The organism is Streptomyces sp. NPDC053427, assembly GCF_044544985.1.
Classification (GTDB): Bacteria; Actinomycetota; Actinomycetes; order Streptomycetales; family Streptomycetaceae; genus Streptomyces.
In genome coordinates, this window is the sequence record NZ_JBITYA010000007.1 from 181,838 (window position 1) to 198,108 (window position 16,271).

General features: G+C 71.7%; 11 protein-coding genes. 5 read left to right on the forward strand and 6 right to left on the reverse strand.

The window, feature by feature from the left end; translation table 11 throughout:
* The first annotated feature begins 101 nt into the window (after positions 1 to 101).
* The gene (locus ACIGWZ_RS21040; protein WP_400066776.1) at positions 102 to 887 is read left to right on the forward strand and encodes an SDR family oxidoreductase; all 786 of its coding nucleotides are present in this window, start codon (positions 102 to 104) and stop codon (positions 885 to 887) included.
* A gap of 353 nt (positions 888 to 1,240) precedes the next feature.
* Positions 1,241 to 2,800 (forward strand): sodium:solute symporter family protein, encoded by a 1,560-nt coding sequence (locus ACIGWZ_RS21045; RefSeq protein ID WP_400066778.1) that lies wholly within the window; start codon positions 1,241 to 1,243, stop codon positions 2,798 to 2,800.
* A gap of 65 nt (positions 2,801 to 2,865) precedes the next feature.
* On the opposite strand, the gene ACIGWZ_RS21050 is transcribed toward ACIGWZ_RS21045, so the two are convergent.
* The gene (locus ACIGWZ_RS21050) at positions 2,866 to 3,987 is read right to left on the reverse strand and encodes an ADP-ribosylglycohydrolase family protein (RefSeq protein WP_400066780.1); all 1,122 of its coding nucleotides are present in this window, start codon (positions 3,985 to 3,987) and stop codon (positions 2,866 to 2,868) included.
* A 307-nt stretch (positions 3,988 to 4,294) separates the two neighbouring features.
* Here ACIGWZ_RS21050 and ACIGWZ_RS21055 point away from each other — a divergent pair, with 307 nt between their 5' ends.
* Together ACIGWZ_RS21055 and ACIGWZ_RS21060 are read left to right on the forward strand one after the other, a co-directional pair.
* Positions 4,295 to 5,254 (forward strand): D-2-hydroxyacid dehydrogenase family protein, encoded by a 960-nt coding sequence (locus ACIGWZ_RS21055; RefSeq protein ID WP_400066782.1) that lies wholly within the window; start codon positions 4,295 to 4,297, stop codon positions 5,252 to 5,254.
* Between the two features lie 98 nt (positions 5,255 to 5,352).
* Positions 5,353 to 5,607, forward strand: a complete 255-nt coding sequence (locus ACIGWZ_RS21060; protein WP_400066784.1) for a hypothetical protein — start codon at positions 5,353 to 5,355, stop codon at positions 5,605 to 5,607.
* A 40-nt stretch (positions 5,608 to 5,647) separates the two neighbouring features.
* Here the strand turns inward: ACIGWZ_RS21060 and ACIGWZ_RS21065 are convergent, their stop codons facing one another.
* From ACIGWZ_RS21065 to ACIGWZ_RS21080, 4 genes are all read right to left on the reverse strand, one after another.
* On the reverse strand, positions 5,648 to 8,224 hold the full coding sequence (locus ACIGWZ_RS21065) for a tetratricopeptide repeat protein (RefSeq protein ID WP_400066786.1): 2,577 nt from the start codon (positions 8,222 to 8,224) through the stop codon (positions 5,648 to 5,650).
* A 177-nt stretch (positions 8,225 to 8,401) separates the two neighbouring features.
* A complete protein-coding gene (locus tag ACIGWZ_RS21070) occupies positions 8,402 to 11,098 on the reverse strand; it encodes a bifunctional FO biosynthesis protein CofGH (RefSeq protein ID WP_400066788.1) in 2,697 nt (898 codons plus the stop codon).
* 148 nt (positions 11,099 to 11,246) lie between these two features.
* Entirely contained in the window at positions 11,247 to 11,648 is a 402-nt protein-coding gene (locus ACIGWZ_RS21075; RefSeq protein WP_400066790.1) for a VOC family protein, read from the reverse strand.
* Positions 11,649 to 11,932: 284 nt separating this feature from the next.
* On the reverse strand, positions 11,933 to 12,757 hold the full coding sequence (locus ACIGWZ_RS21080; protein ID WP_400066792.1) for a TIGR03619 family F420-dependent LLM class oxidoreductase: 825 nt from the start codon (positions 12,755 to 12,757) through the stop codon (positions 11,933 to 11,935).
* 223 nt (positions 12,758 to 12,980) lie between these two features.
* Between ACIGWZ_RS21080 and ACIGWZ_RS21085 the strand changes: the two genes are divergently transcribed.
* Positions 12,981 to 14,516 (forward strand): CehA/McbA family metallohydrolase, encoded by a 1,536-nt coding sequence (locus tag ACIGWZ_RS21085; protein WP_400066794.1) that lies wholly within the window; start codon positions 12,981 to 12,983, stop codon positions 14,514 to 14,516.
* A 44-nt stretch (positions 14,517 to 14,560) separates the two neighbouring features.
* On the opposite strand, the gene ACIGWZ_RS21090 is transcribed toward ACIGWZ_RS21085, so the two are convergent.
* Positions 14,561 to 16,126: an APC family permease gene (locus ACIGWZ_RS21090; protein WP_400066796.1), complete on the reverse strand. Its 1,566-nt coding sequence runs from the start codon at positions 16,124 to 16,126 to the stop codon at positions 14,561 to 14,563.
* Positions 16,127 to 16,271 lie beyond the last annotated feature (145 nt).

The following is a 16,271-nucleotide window of genomic DNA, read 5'->3' on the forward strand; positions in this document are numbered from 1 at the left end:
GGCGCGCGGCGGAACGCGCCCTCTGGCCATCGCGGCGCCCCGGCCCTACCCTGACCGGCTATCTGACGTATCGTCAGAATCCGGATCCGGGAGGCGCACCCATGCTGCTGCGGAACAAAACCGTGATCGTCTCGGGCGTCGGGGCCGGGCTCGGCCATCAGGTCGCGGCGGCCTGTGTGCGGGACGGCGCGTCGGTGGTCCTGGGCGCCCGCACGGAGAAGAACCTCGCCGCGTCGGCGGCGGCCATCGACCCTTCGGGGGAGCGCACGGCCTGGCGGGCCACGGACATCGCCGACGAGGCGCAGTGCGAGGCGCTGGCGGCGCTCGCCGTGGAGCGGTTCGGGGGCATCGACGCGGTGATCCATGTCGCGGCCCTCGACTCGCTCTTCGGCGGCCTGCGCGACGCCGACTTCGACTCCTGGCGCGGCGTCGTCGACGTCAACCTCTTCGGCACCCTGCGCATGACGCGCGCCTGCCTGCCCTCGCTCACGGAGCGCGGCGGCGGGTCGGTGGTGATGATCGGCACGCAGTCGTCGGTCGCCGCGCCCTCACAGGTGCAGCAGGCGGCGTACGCGGCATCCAAGGGCGGGCTGGTCTCGGCGATGTATTCGCTGGCGCGCGAGCTGGGGCCGGACCGGATACGGGTCAACACCGTGCAGCCCGGGTGGATGTGGGGCCCGCCGGTTCAGGCGTACGTGCAGTTCACGGCGCACACCGAGGGCGTACCGGAGTCCGAGGTGCTGGGCCGGCTCACCGACCGGATGGCGCTGCCCGACCTGGCGACGGACGCCGATGTGGCCGACACCGCGGTCTTCCTCGCCTCCGACCGGGCCCGCGCCATCACGGGCCAGTCGCTGCTGGTCAATGCCGGTGAGCTGATGCGCTAGCCGCCACCGTCCTCTCTCGTCAGCCGGCCGCACGGGTCCCGTACCCGTGCGGCCGTGGCGCGTCCAAGCGTGTTCGGGCATGCGCCGCCCGGCGAAGTGTCCGCTCATCGTGGGTTCGACGGCGTTGCCGGGACAACGGCCGCGATGGTCAAGGGACGGCAAAATCGTTCGCTTTCTTGACCGTAGTTCACATCCTTGACCGTCGAGGCCTTGACAGGTCCGCTCGTTCGGCGGTTCAATCCCCTGCAGTCCCCCATCCCGTACGGGGACACCGCCCCACAGGACGTCACGGCGAAGTGACTTCCCATCCGGACGTCATCGGCACGTTCACAAGGCGGACCCCTGAAGGGGGCATGAACAGTCTCGACTGGGCCGTACTCATCGGCTACTTCGGCGTGATGGTGGCGATCGGCGTCTGGTCCCACAAACGCGTGGACGACGTCGGCGACTTCTTCACCGCGGGCGGCAAGATGCCGTGGTGGCTGTCCGGCATCTCGCACCACATGTCCGGCTACAGCGCCGTGATGTTCACCGGGTACGCCGGCATCGCCTACCAATACGGCGTCACCTCCTACGTCACCTGGTCCTTCCCCATCGCCGTCGGCATCGCGATCGGGGCCCAGCTGTTCGCGGGGCGGCTCAACCGGCTGCGGTCGCGGCTCGGTGTCGCCTCGCCGCTCGAATACCTCAAGAGCCGCTACAACCTGCCCACCCAGCAGGCGCTCGCCTGGTCCGGCGTGCTGCTGAAGATCGTGGACGTGGGCGCCAAGTGGGCCGCCATCGCCACCTTGCTGTCCGTCTTCACCGGTATGTCCCTCAACCAGGGCATCCTCATCACCGGCGTGATCACCGGCATCTACTGCACGGTCGGCGGCCTGTGGGCGGATGCGCTCACCGAGCTGGGGCAGTTCGTCATCCAACTGCTGGCCGGCGTCGCGATGCTGATCACCGTCATGGGCGAGCTGGGCGGCGTCAGCTCGCTGTGGACCGTATGGGACAGGCTGCCGGACAGCCACGCCCGACCGACCGTCGGCCCGTACACCCTCACCTTCCTGCTCGCCTATCTCTTCATCAAGACCTTCGAATACAGCGGCGGGATGTGGAACCAGGCCCAGCGCTTCATGGCCACCGGCAGCGCCCGGAACGCCAAGCGCTCGGCGCGGCTGTCGGCGGCGCTGTGGCTCGTCTGGCCCGCGGTGCTGTTCTTCCCGATGTGGGTGGCGCCGCTGCTGGTCAGGGCCCGGAAACCGGATGCGTCGGACTCCTATGCGCTGCTGACCGAACGGCTTCTGCCGCACGGCCTGCTGGGGCTCGTCGTCGTGGGCTTCTTCTCCCACACGATGGCCATGTGCTCCTCGGACGCCAACGCCATCTCCGCGGTCTTCACCCGCGATATCGCGCCGGCCCTGTCGGCCAGGGCCCGGGGCTGGAACCACCGGGCCGGGCTGCTGGCGGCGCGGCTGTCGACGGTGTCGTTCCTCGCGCTGTCGATGGCGATCGCCACGCAGGTCGATTCGCCGGCGTTCAAGGACATCATCACCGTCGTCATCAAATGGGTGGCCGGGCTCGTCGGTCCGATCTCCATCCCGTTCCTGCTCGGCATGCTGCCGACGTTCCGCAGGTCGGGGCCGACCGCGGCGCTGACTTCGTGGGCGGCGGGGCTGTTCGCCTTCTGGCTGACCAACTACGGGCTGAGCGGGATGCAGTTGCAGGTGCAGATCGTGTCGCCGGTCGCCGTCTCCCTGGTGCTGTTCGTGCTGATCGGGCTGGTCAGGCCGGAGGCGACGACGCAGCGGGACGCGCTGCTGGCGCGGATCAACTCGGACGGCGACGGGGCGGCGGCCGCGGCGCTGCCCGTGCCGGAGCAGGGCCCGGCAGTCACGGAAGAAGGGGAGGCGCCGAGGTCCGTATGAGGGGGCCGGCGGGCGGCCCCAGCGGGTCACCGCGGGGGCCGGGCCGACCGCCGGCGCCCGGGTTCCTACGCCCGCGGGTAACGGGCGAGCCAGCCCGGTGACGACCCGCCCGGGCCGTGCAGCGCGGGCGCCTGCGTCATCTCCATCGCGAAGTCGTCGGCCAGCTGCAGGATCGTCTCCCGGCCCTCCAGCTCGACCAGCCAGTCCGGCGGCAGCGCCGTCTCGCCGTGCAGCGTGCCCAGCAGGTTTCCGCAGATGGCGCCGGTGGAGTCGCTGTCGCCGCCGTGGTTGACGGCGAGCAGCAGACCGTGCCGGATGTCCTCCGCGACCAACGCGCAGTACACGCCGATCGCCAGCGCCTCCTCCCCCGTCCAGCCCTCGCCGAGCGACTCCACCCGGGCGGGCGTCGGCATGCCCTGCCGTACGGCGCCGAGCGCGCGCTTGAGGGCGTCGGTGGTCTCCTCGTGGCCGGGGCGGGTGGCCAGATGGGCCAGGGCCTTCTGGACGGCGCTGTCGAGGTGCTCGCCGCGGGCCAGGGAATGGCTGATGACGGCGAACGCGCCGGCCGACAGATAGCCGGTGGGGTGGCCGTGGGTCTGCGCCGCGCACTCGACGGCCAGCTGGAAGACCAGCTGCGGCTCCCAGCCGACCAGCAGTCCGAACGGCGCGGAGCGCATCACCGCGCCGCAGCCCTTGGAGTCGGGGTTCTTGGGCTGGTCCACGGTGCCCATCACCTCGTCGCCGAGGCCGCTCAGGCAGGCCCGGCCGGGTGCCCGCCGGGCGTAGAGCCACTCCTCGCGGGCGAGCCAGCCGTCGTCCTTCTTCCGCTCGTCGGGGCCCCAGTCGCGCTGGGTGGCGGCCCAGCGCAGATAGGCGCGGTGGACGTCGGTGGGCGGATGCCAGGCACCGGTGTCGCGGCGCACCTGGGCCCGGATCAGCCCGTCCACCGTGAAGAGGGTCATCTGGGTGTCGTCGGTGACCGCGCCGCGCCGCCCGTAGGCGGGCACGAAGTCCGTCACGCCTTCCTGCCCGTGCGCCTCGCGGATCGCGTCCAGCGCATCGAATTCGATGCCGGCGCCGAGCGCATCGCCGATGGCTCCGCCGAGCAGACAGCCCCGCACCCGACTGCGGAAATCCTGCTGTTCGGCGCGGCCCCAGATCGCGGTGTTGCCTGGCGCTGCACTCATGCCGACACCTCGCTTCGCCCGGCCTCGCATTCGCGCGGCGCGCACCCGTCGACGGCTCGCTCGCTCACGCGCGACCTCCAGAAACTCACAACGTCCCGGGGCCTTGCAGGCTCCCCGCCGCAGCACTGTAATCGACCACGAATGATCGCTTTGAGCCCCGGATCGTAATGTGATCTGTCACCCATGATCGCTGTGGCGGCTCGCCACGATTGCCATGATTAGGCCCCCGGCCACGCCCGGCCACCTGCCGCTCACGGCCCCCCGCGCGCCGTCGTACCCGCCCCCGACCGCACCAGGAGAAGCCTCGATGACCCCGCGCTGCGCCGTACTCGACGACTACCAGGACGTCGCCCTCTCCATGGCCGACTGGTCCCCTCTGGACGGCATCGTGGACGTCCGTACCCTGCGGCAGCCCTTCGGCTCCGAGGACGAGGTGGTCGAGGCGATCGGCGACTGCGAGTTCGTCGTCGCGATGCGCGAACGCACCCCGTTCCCCGCCTCGCTCTTCGCCCGGCTGCCGCGCCTGCGGCTGCTGATCACCTCCGGGATGCGCAACGCCGCCATCGACCTGGCGGCCGCCGCCCGGCACGGTGTCACGGTCTGCGGTACGGCCAGCACCACCGAACCGCCCGTCGAGCTGACCTGGGCGCTGATCCTGGGCCTGGCCCGCAACGTGGTCACCGAGAGCACCGCGATGCGCGCGGGCGGCCCCTGGCAGAGCACGCTCGGCGCCGATCTGCACGGCCGCCGGCTGGGACTTCTCGGCCTGGGCAAGATCGGGACCCGGGTCGCCGGGATCGGCCAGGCCTTCGGCATGGACGTCGTCGCCTGGAGCCAGAACCTGACCGACGAGCGCGCCGCGGCGGCAGGCGTACGCGCCGCCGCCACCAAGGAAGAGCTCCTGGAGACCAGCGACTTCGTCTCCGTCCACCTCGTCCTCGGCGACCGCACCCGCGGGCTGCTCGGCGCCCCCGAGCTCCGCCGGATGCGGCCCACCGCCTACCTCGTCAACACCTCACGCGCCGCCATCGTCGACCAGCCCGCCCTGATCGAGGCCCTGCGCGAGGAGCGCATCGCGGGCGCCGGCCTCGATGTCTTCGATCAGGAACCGCTGCCCGACGACCACCCCCTGCGCACCCTCCCGAACGTCCTCGCGCTGCCCCATCTCGGCTATGTCACCCGCCGGAACTACCAGGGGTACTTCCAGCAGGCGGTGGAGGACATCGTGGGGTTCCTGGACGGGAAGCCGGTGCGGGAGCTGGGGTGAGACGCGGGAAGCGGGGGTGAGGCCGGATTCGTCCCCCGCTTCCGACGACGCTCATCCGTTCGACCATGGCGGCGCCGCATGCGGGGCATGCTCCCCCCATGTCCGAGTACGAGTGGGATCGCACCACCATGGCCGTCGTCGCCTCCGCGCTCTCCGGCGACAGCGATGGCGCGGTGGAACTCCTCCGGCCGCTCGCCCAGCGCGACGTCTGCCATATCGCCGTACGGCTGGCCGCCATGGCCGCCGACGCGCTGATCGCCGCCGCCCAGGACACCGGAGGCGACCGCGAGGAGGCGCTGTCGCAGTGGCAGCAGTGCATCCTGCAGCACGAGGCCGAGTACGAGGGCGAGTGACGTGGTCCGCTCCGCTCAGGAGTGATCCGTGCCGCTCCGCTCAGGAGTGCCCCGTGCCGTCCGGCTCGGGGGAGGCGCGGGCCTCCTCGGTGCGGCGCAGCGCCTGCAGCACCAGGCCGCGCTGCTCCTGGGTGGGGCCGTGCCCTTCCCCGTTGAGCTCCAGCGCCCGGTCGAGCGCCGCCAGGGCCCGTTCGTGGCGGCCCATCGCGTGCAGGGCGACCCCACGGGCCAGATGCGCCCAGGCGTAGGCGGGATCGGCCGCAAGAGACCGTTCGGCCTCCGCGAGCGCCTCCTCGTAGCGCTCCATGTCCAGGTAGGTGCGGCAGCGCTCCCCCCACACCCAGGGGTCGTCCGGCCGGAGTTCGGCCGCGCGTCCGAGGGCGGCCAGCGCTTCCTCGTAACGGCTCATCTCCCGCAGGGTGAGGCCGCGGCGGGCGTGGGCCCAGACGTAGTCGGGGTTGATGGCCAGGGCGCGGTCGAACTCCGCGAGGGCGAGGTCGTACCGCCCCAGGTCCCGGTAGGTCGCGCCCCGCTCGGCCATCGCCCAGGCGTACTCCGCGTCGATCTCTATGGCCCGCTCCAGACCCGCCAGCGCCTCCTCGTGGCGCCCGAGGCGGCGCAGGCAGACGGCGCGGCTGGCGATGGTGAAGGCGTGCCGGGGTTGACCGGCCAGCGCCCGGTCGAATTCGGCGACGGCTTGCTCGAAGCGGCCCGTGAGGCGGTGGACCTCGCCGAGTTGGGAGGCCGCATCCACCGAGTCCGGGGCGACCTCCAGGGCGCGGGCGTAGTCCTCGGCCGCGCGCTCGAAGGAACGCATGTACCGGTGCGTCAGCCCCCGGCCCAGCAGTGCGGGCAGGTTGCGCGGCGCCAGCTCCAGGCAGCGGTCGAAGTCGGCGAACGCCTGCGGCCAGGCTTCGGTCTTGCGGTACTCCCGGCCCCGGATGCGGTGGATGCGGGCCTGCTCGGCCGCCTCCAGGCCGGGCCGGGCCAGCAGCGCGGTGAGCACGGCGATCAGGCCGCCACCGTCCTCGGTGAGTTCGGCGACCAGACGGTCACCCCATCCTGCGGCCTCGGCCGCCCCGGCGTCCTCCCCGGCCTGGCGGAGGCTTTCCGCCACCCTGCGCACGACGGGCCGCTCGTACTCGGCCGCATCCACGACGTCGGTCAGCGCCTGGGCGAGCGCCGGCTGAGGATCCGCGCACAGCGCGTGGTAGGTCTCCCGCAGCCGGTACTCCACCCAGCGTTCGTCGGCCCAGGACCGCTCCGGTTCGGCGTCGGCGTCGCAATCCGTACGACGGCTCCGGGCGGCCTCGGCCAGACGGCGGTGCCGGGCCGCCCAGGTCTGCGGTGACCTGCGCCGCTGAAGGCGCAGCATCGCCGTACGCACCACCTCGTGGTACTGCCGGCGCCCGGCCCGGTCGGCGACGAACGGCAGTCCGCACAGCCAGCCGAACTGCCCGGCGGCGGCCGCATCCACCGCGACCCGGAAGACGTCCTCGTCCAGATGGCGCGGCAGGGCCGCCGCCAGCGCGGCCTCCCGGCGGACGGGGTCGGTCTCCCACTTCAAGAACCGTTCGACGGCCGTGTCGCTGGGATCGCCGACGGCCTCGGCCGCGCGCGGGCGGTTCTCGGCGAGGGTGGAGACCAGCACCGGCAGCCCGCCGGACAGCCGGCGGATCACCTCGACGACGGGCTCGTCGACGATGCCCCTGGTCGCCAGGAACTGCCGCGCCTCCGCCTCGGTGAAGGCGTCCAGCGGCAGCTCCGCCACACAGTCGAGGTAGTCGGCCCAGCACCGGCGGTCCAGGGCCGTCTGTCCGGCCAGCGTCACCACCACATTGGGCGCCAGCGGGCCGTACCGGTCGGTGACCAGGACGTCGCGCAGCCAGACGTCCAGCAACGGCCCGGTCCGTTCGTAGGTGTCGAAGAAGAGGGCCAGCCAGGGCACCTCGTCGGCGGCGGCGTTCACCTCACGGACGAACACCGGGGTCAGCGCCTCCAGCGGCTCCATCACCAGCTGGACGTCGTCGTGGTTGCGCAGCCGGGCGCTGAGCAGGCCGCGCAGCCGGTCCGCGCCGCGCGCCACCTGGCGGGGGTCCAGCGCTCCGGTGACGGCCCCGACACCGGGCAGCAGACCGGCGGCGGCGAGCCCGGCCCGAGCCGCGAGCATGCTGCCGGGCGAAGGGACGGGCCCCTGGCCTTCGCCCGGCTCCACCGCCCCGGACGGCCCCTCCTCCGCGATCACGGCCGCCGCTTCGGCCTCGTGCCGCCGCTCGCGATAGGTGGCCATCAGCTTGTCGAACGCCTTCAGGGGACGTCCCTGAGCGGCGAGTTGCCCGCTCACGGCGGCCATCGCCGCGGGCACGTCGTGCACCGCCTCGTCGACGTAGGCGGTCGGCGCGCCCCGGTCCCGGGCGGTGTTCTCGAACTGCCTGATCAGGGACGTCTTGCCGACGCCCGCCTGGCCGTGCACATGGAACAGGAACTGGAACGCCGGATCCTCGGCCGGCCGCGCGAAGTTGTCGCGAAAGGCCGCGATCTCGCCCTGCCGCCCGACGAACCCCTCCCGCCGCCTGAGCCGGATCAGCTCCTGCCGCGACATCCTGCTGCGGTTCACGTCTCCACCCCCTCCGCGTCGGCCTCCGCCGCCCTGCTCACGCAGATTAGCCTTCGGCGGAGTAGAGCGTCCGAGGCTGTGGACAACTCCCGGCGCTTCGGTCTCCCGACGGTCCAAAAGCCCGAGCGGACCGGGCAACTCCCCGGTCCGCTCGCCAGTTGGGGACATCGAACCCCGCTACTCCACCACCGGCAGCAGCTCGGGCAGATGCCCGTCCGAGGCGAGGGCGGCGCTCTGGCGTTCCTGCGGCACGGGGCCGTACGTCGTCGTGCGGGGACGCGCGGGACGGCCGGCCCGGTCCGCGATGGCGACCAGGTCCTGGATGGAGCGGTAGGAGCCGTAACTGGAGCCCGCCATCCGGGAGATGGTCTCCTCCATCAGGGTGCCGCCCAGGTCGTTGGCGCCCGAGCGGAGCATCTGAGCGGCGCCCTCCGTCCCCAGCTTGACCCAGCTGGTCTGGATGTTGGTGATGTGCGGGTGGAGCAGGACCCGGGCCATGGCCGTCACCGCGCGGTTGTCGCGGGTGGTGGGGCCGGGGCGGGCGATGCCGGCCAGATAGACGGGGGCGTTGGTGTGGATGAAGGGGAGGGTGACGAATTCGGTGAAGCCGCCGGTCTCCTGCTGGATCTCGGCCAGCAGGCGGAGGTGGCCGAGCCAGTGGCGGGGCTGGTCGACATGGCCGTACATCATCGTCGAGGACGAGCGGATGCCCAGCTCGTGGGCGGTCTTGATGACCTCGACCCAGGTGGCCGTGGGGAGCTTTCCTTTGGTGAGGACCCAGCGGACTTCGTCGTCGAGGATCTCGGCGGCGGTGCCGGGGACGGTGTCCAGGCCGGCGGCCTTGGCCTCGGCGAGCCACTCGCGGATGGACAGGCCCGTGCGGGTCGCGCCGTTGACGACCTCCATCGGGGAGAAGGCGTGCACATGCATGCCGGGGACGCGTTCCTTGACGGCGCGCGCGATGTCGAAGTACGCCGTACCGGGCAGGTCGGGGTGGATGCCGCCCTGCATGCAGACCTCCACCGCGCCGACGTCCCAGGCCTGTTGGGCACGGTCGGCCACCTGGGAGAGGGAGAGGGTGTACGCGTCGGCGTCGGTGCGGCGCTGGGCGAAGGCGCAGAAGCGGCAGCCGGTGTAGCAGACGTTGGTGAAGTTGATGTTCCTGGTGACGATGTAGGTGACGTCGTCGCCGACCGTGGCGCGGCGCAGGTCGTCGGCGATGCCGCAGAGGGCGTCCAGGGCCGGCCCGTCGGCGTGCAGCAGGGCCAGCGCCTCGGCGTCGGTGAGCCTGGTGGGGTCGTCGGCTGCCTGGGACAGGGCCTGCCGTACGTCCGCGTCGATGCGCGAGGGCACCATCCCGGGGGCGGCGGCCTCGCGCAGCGCCTCCCAGTCGCCGTAGACCTCGTCGAAGTCGTCGCGGCGGTCCGCCGTCCGGCCTTCGGTGTCGATGGTGTGGTGCAGGTCCGTACGGCCCGAGGAGCTCATCGAGAAGCCCTCGTCGGGCTCCTGCCAGGGGCGGCCCACCACGGGGGCGTCCTCGACGGCCAGCCCCGTCTCCGGGTCGGCGAGGGCGCGGACGTGCGGCAGCAGCCGGGGGTCGAGCCAGGGTTCGCCGCGCAGGAGGAACTCCGGGTAGATGGGCAGCCGTTCGCGCAGCTCGAAGCCGGCGGCCGCGCAGCGCTCGGTCAGCTCCTCGATCTGCGGCCAGGGGCGCTCGGGGTTGACGTGGTCGAGGGTCAGCGGGGAGACGCCGCCCCAGTCGTCGATCCCGGCATCGATGAGCAGCGCGTACTCGCCGTCGACCAGGTTGGGCGGCGCCTGGATACGGGTGGCGGGCCCCATGATGTGCCGGGCCACCGCGATGGTGGCGGCCAGCTCCTCCAGTTCGGCGTCCGGCATTCCGCGCATGGCCGTGTCCGGCTTGGCGCGGAAGTTCTGCATGATCAGTTCCTGGATGCCGTGGTAGGCCCGCTGGATACGGCGCAGCGCGAAGATCGACTCGGCGCGCTCCTCGTAGGTCTCGCCGATCCCGATGAGCAGTCCGGTGGTGAAGGGAACGTTGGAGCGGCCGGCGTCCTCCAGGACGCGCAGCCGGACAGCGGGCTCCTTGTCGGGCGAGCCGTGGTGCGGGCCGCCGGGTTCGCTCCACAGCCGCTCGGCGGTGGTCTCCAGCATCATCCCGAGGGAGGGGGCGACGGGCTTGAGGCGCTGGAAGTCCGTCCAGGACAGCACCCCCGGGTTGAGGTGCGGCAGCAGCCCGGTCTCCTCCAGGACGCGGATGGCCATGGCCCGTACGTAGGAGAGCGTGTCGTCGTAGCCGTGCGCCTCGAGCCATTCGCGGGCCTCGGGCCAGCGGTCCTCGGGCTTGTCACCGAGCGTGAACAGGGCTTCCTTGCAGCCCATTTCGGCACCGCGGCGGGCGATGTCGAGCACCTCGTCGGGCGACATGAACATCCCGTGACCGTCGCGGCGCAGCTTGCCGGGGACGGTGACGAAGGTGCAGTAGTGGCATTTGTCCCGGCACAGGCGGGTCAGGGGGATGAACACGCCGCGCGAGTACGTGATGATTCCGGGGCGCCCGGCGGCCTCCAGGCCCGCGTCCCGCACCCGGGCCGCCGAGGCGCACAGGTCCCGCAAGTCCTCGCCGCGGGCCTGCAGAAGCACCGTGGCCTCGCCGACGTCCAGCGCCACGCCGTCGCGGGCCCGCTTGAGCGCACGGCGCATGGCGTTCGCGGTCGGGCGCCCCTCCTGGCCGGCGGCGGCGCCCTTCTCCCCGTCGGCCGTTCGGCCGGACGCCTGGTCGGGCACCCGGTCGGATCCCTGGTGGTGTCGCCGGTCAGATCCCTGGTCAGGTCCCTGCGCGCTGGAAGTCATCCTCCGAGGATACGAGCGCCCGCCGACAGTGCCGCCGCCGGACAACCGGCCGTCGGTGTGCCGCTGATCACGTCAGGCGGAGGTTCCCTCCGCGCGGCGGCGGGGCACTTCCCGGCGGCCGCGCGGAGCACACCCCGGCGGCGAGCGGCTACAGACCGGCCAGCATTTCCTCCGAATACGTCCGGGTCAGGAACTCCATGTAGTGCCCGTCGGGGTCGTCGACGTACAGGCCACGGCCGCCGTCGCGGGTGTTGATCTGCTGTGCCCCGCGGTGCAGGGGCTCGGCCCAGTAGGGCAGCTGCCGCGCCTCTATCCGTGCCAGGATCGCGTCGAACTCGGCCTCCGTCACCAAGAACGCATAGTGCGTCGGCACGAACTCCTGGCCGGAGGCGACGTGCTCGGCGTAGTCGAGGGTCACCCCGTTGTCCATCTTGACGGCGGCGAACGGGCCGTAGGCCTTGGGCGCGGGGGCGTCCAGAAGGTCGGCCAGGAACTGCGCGGAGGCGAAACGGTCGGTGCTGTGCACGATCGTGTGGTCGAGGCTGGGCATCACAATTCTCCTTGGACCGTTGATCTGCGAATACGGCTCTGTGGCGCACCGGACCCCGGACGCGCCACCGGTCCGTGGCGCGCTGCGGATCCGTCACGTTCCACGCTAGGACGGTCCGGGCGGGCGCGGATCGGTCTGCGGTACCGACCCGCGCCGGTGGCCGTACGCCAATGGTCCTAGGCGTCCGCGCCACGCCTCACCGCCCGCCCCGCCCTCTCTCCTTTGCGCCGCTCCACCGGGTAGGGCCGCCGTCCCGCCCCGTCACGGGTGACGCTGTGGTCGCCTCACAGGTACTGGGCGAAGTCGTCCAGCGTCCGCAGCACCTCCGCCTCCCCGGCCGGCGGCAGTTGCAGCACCACTTCCTCAAGGCCCAGCTCGCGGTAGTGCGCCAGCTTCCCGGCCGAGGGGCGGACGGCGTACGGCACCACCACGGGCTGCCCCGGGCGCCCGGCGTCCGCCCAGGCCTGCCGCAGCACCGGAACGGTTTCGGTCAGGCCCCGCCCGCCGATCGGCAGCCAGCCGTCCGCGTACTCCGCGATGTGCCCGAAGAGCTTGGGCCCGGCCGACCCGCCGATCAGGGTGCGCGGCGCGCCGTGCGCCGGCTTGGGATACGCCAGCGACGCCCGTACGGACCCGAACTCGCCCTTGTAGGCGGTCGGTTCCTCGGCCCACAGCGCCCGCATCAACGCCACCCGGTCGCGCGTCAGCTCGCGCCGCGTGGACCATTCCACGCCGTGGTCGGCGGCCTCCTCGACATTCCAGCCGTAACCGACGCCGAAGGTGAAGCGGCCACCGGAGAGGAAGTCGAGGGTCGCGATCTGCTTGGCGAGGTCGACCGGGTCGTGCTGGGTGACCAGGGTGATGCCGGTGCCCAGACCCAGCCGCTCGGTGACGGCCGCGGCCTGGCCGAGCGCGACGAACGGGTCGAGGGTGCGGCCGTATTCGCGGGGCAGCGGCTCCCCCATGGGCGCGGGGGTGTCCCGGCTGGCGGGGATGTGGGTGTGCTCGGGCAGATAGAGCCCGGCGAACCCGCGTTGTTCCAGCTCACGGGCCAGCCGGTCCGGCCGGATCGTCTCGTCGGTCAGGAAGATCGTGGTCGCGATCCGCATGCTGAGGACACCTCCGTAAGGCGTATGGGTGACCGCATGTTGCCTTACCGCCCGCCGGTTATCCACAGGCCTTTCCCTCCGTGTCACACCCGCGTACAACAGTTTTCACACGGCGATACGCGGCGACGGAGCGCCGGTACACAGCGATACGAGCGGTGAGCGCAGCGGTAACGACGAGACGGAGCGACGTCGAGGGACGTCAGGAGACGGCGCGGGGGCGAGGATGGAACGACGCGATGTTCTACGGCTTTCGGCGGTTGCGGGTGCGGCGGGCGCGCTGGCGCCCGGCACGGTGAGCTTCGCCGACGCGGCGCCCGGGGCCGGAGGGGCCGACGGGGCCGACGGGGCCGACGGGGCCGACGGGGCCGAACAGACGCGCAGAGTCACCGGCCATCTGCCCACCGGCGCCCCGGACTTCGTCTACCTGCCGGTCGACGTACCGCACGGCGTCCGGGAGATCGCCGTCGCCTACCGCTACGACCGGCCCGCCGTCCCCGAGGGCACGGCCGGCAACGCCTGCGACATCGGCATCTTCGACGAGCGCGGTACGGACCTCGGCGGCGCCGGATTCCGCGGCTGGTCGGGCGGCGCCCGCACGGAATTCTTCCTGCGCGCCGACGACGCCACCCCCGGCTACCTTCCGGGCCCCGTGAACGCCGGGACCTGGCACATCGCCCTCGGCCCGTACACCGTCGCGCCGCAGGGGCTGACCTACGACGTCACGATCACCCTCCGGTACGGCCCCCCGGGGCGCACGCCCGCCCCGGTCCACCCTCCCGAACGCGCCCGGGGCCGCGGCCGCGCCTGGTACCGGGGCGACAACCATCTGCACTCCGTCCACTCCGACGGCAAGCGCACCCCCGCCGAGATCGCGGCGCTGGCCCGCGCCGCCGGCCTGGACTTCCTCACCACCTCCGAGCACAACACCACTTCCTCGCACCGTGCCTGGGAGGGTCTGTGGGGCGATGACCTGCTCATCCTGACCGGCGAGGAGATCACCACCCGCAACGGCCACGTGGTGGCGATGGGCACCGACCCCGGCGTCTTCATCGACTGGCGCTACCGGGCCCGCGACAACGCCTTCGGCAAGTACGCGCGCGCCGTCCACCGGGCCGGCGGGCTGGTCATCCCGGCCCATCCGCACGCCACCTGCATCGGCTGCAACTGGAAGTTCGGCCTGAACGACGCCGATGCGGTGGAGGTCTGGAACGGCCCGTACACCCCCGATGACGAGGTCACCCTCGCCGAGTGGGACAACACCCTGGTCGCCCACGTCCGCGGCCGCGCGGCCTGGCTGCCGGCCGTCGGGCACAGCGACGCACACCGCGACCCCGACGTCGTGGGCCTGCCGCAGACCGTCGTACTGGCCGAGGACCTCTCGCGGCACGCCGTCCAGGCCGGCATCCGGGCCGGCCGGGTCTGGATCGCCGAGTCCTCGCAGATCGACCTCGCTTTCGCGGTCACCGGCGAGCGTGGCGAACACGCCAGCATCGCCGAACGCCTCGAGATCTCCGGTACGGCCGAGGCCACCGCCGAGCTGAAGGTCTCCGGCGCCCCGGGCTGCACGGTCTCCTTCGTCACCGACCAGGGACGCCTGTTCAGCGCCCCCCTCCCGCCCTCCGGCACAGGCACCGTGACCTGGCGGACCACGCCCGACAACGCCGCCTACATACGCGCCGAGGTCCGCCATCCCCCCACCACGGCGGGGCTTCCGGGGGCGATGGCGGCGATGACCAACCCGGTCTTCCTGGGGAGATGACCAATCCGGTCTTCCCGGGGAGGGGGTGAGGGGCCCTCCCCGGGTCAGTCCTCGACCACCATGGCCGGCGTGGCCCGCGTCAGCACTTCACCCCGGAAGAACGCCGGGCTGCGCCGCTGCATCACCAGCATGACGACGACGCCGATCAGCAGCAGGCCGACGCCGATGACGAAGACCGAGCCGACACCGAAGACCGAGCTGCCGGAACCGTAGGAGGGGTGCCACATATCGATCAGGGTCTTGAAGAAGACGGCCGCGAGAAGGACGCCGCCCAGGGCCGGGAAGACGCCCTTGAACAGCAGGTCGCGGGCGGAGTTGCGCAGGTCGCGGCGGAAGAACCAGGCGCAGGCGAAGGCCGTGATCGAGTAGTAGAAGCAGATCATGAGGCCGAGCGCGTAGATGGTGTCGATGAGGACGTTCTCGCTCAGGAAGCTCATCACCGCGTAGAAGACGCCGGTCGCCGTGCCCGCCGCGACGGTCGCCTTGCCCGGGGAGCGGAATCGCGGGTGGATCTTGGCGAAGGAGGCCGGCAGGGCCTCGTACGTGCTCATCGCGAGGACTGTGCGGGCCACCGGGATGAAGGTGGTCTGGAGGCTGGCCGCGGCCGAGGCGAGGACCGCGACGAAGAGCAGTACGCCGAGCACGGTGCCCATGACGGGGTTGGCGAGGGCGGCGAAGACGTTGTCGGCGGTGCCGGGGTTGCCGAGGCCCAGTCCCTTGTGGCCGACGCCGGAGAACATCTGCGAGGCGACGGCGGTCAGCAGGTAGGAGCCGATCAGGACGACCATGGCCAGCAGCGCGGCGCGGCCGGGGGTCTTCTCGCTGCCCGCGGTCTCCTCGTTCACGGTCAGGCAGGTGTCCCAGCCCCAGAACATGAAGATCGACAGCGAGAGACCGGCGGTGAAGGCGGAGAAGGACTGGACGGCGAACGGGTCGAGCCAGGTCCAGGAGAAGTGGAGGGAGCCGGCGAGATCGCCGGACTGCGCCTTGACGATCGCCATCACGACGAAGACGGCCAGGACGGCGAGCTGGAGGCCGACCAGGGCGTACTGGACGCCCTTGGTGGCGGTCATCCCGCGGTAGCTGATGGCCGTGGCGGCGGCGATGAGGACCAGACAGGTCGCGACGTGGGCGACTTTGTTGCCGTCCAGGTCGGCGATGGCCTGACTGCCGGTGAGTTCGCCGAGCAGGAGATAGAAGAACGAGGTGGCGACGCCGGCGAGGTTGGAGAGCACGATGATCGTCGCGATCACCAGTCCCCAGCCGCACATCCAGCCGACGCGCGGCCCGAAGGCCTTGACCGTCCAGGTGAAGGACGTGCCGCAGTCGGGGACCGCCTTGTTGAGCTCGCGATAGGCGAAGGCGACGAGCAGCATCGGCAGGAAGCCCGCGAGGAAGACGGCGGGCATCTGCACGCCGACCTCGCCCACGGTCGGGCCGAGCGTGGAGGTGAGGCAGTAGACCGGCGCGACGGTCGATATGCCGATGACCGCGCTGCCGAGCAAGCCGACGGAGTTGCCGCTGAGGCCCTTGCTGCGGGTGTCACTGCCACTTCCGCCGACGCTCGTTACCGTGTCTCCGGTCTTCGGCCGGGGGTCTACCTGAACCATGAACAGGACGTTAAAGCCTTCTGTTTCCGCATCCGGAAGGTCAGCCTCCGCCGCGAATGCCTTCACTGTGCAGGTAAATGAGACTCAACAGCCGGGCAATCGCATGAGAAAGTTGAGTTGAGCCTTCAACTTCACGGGATTAGCT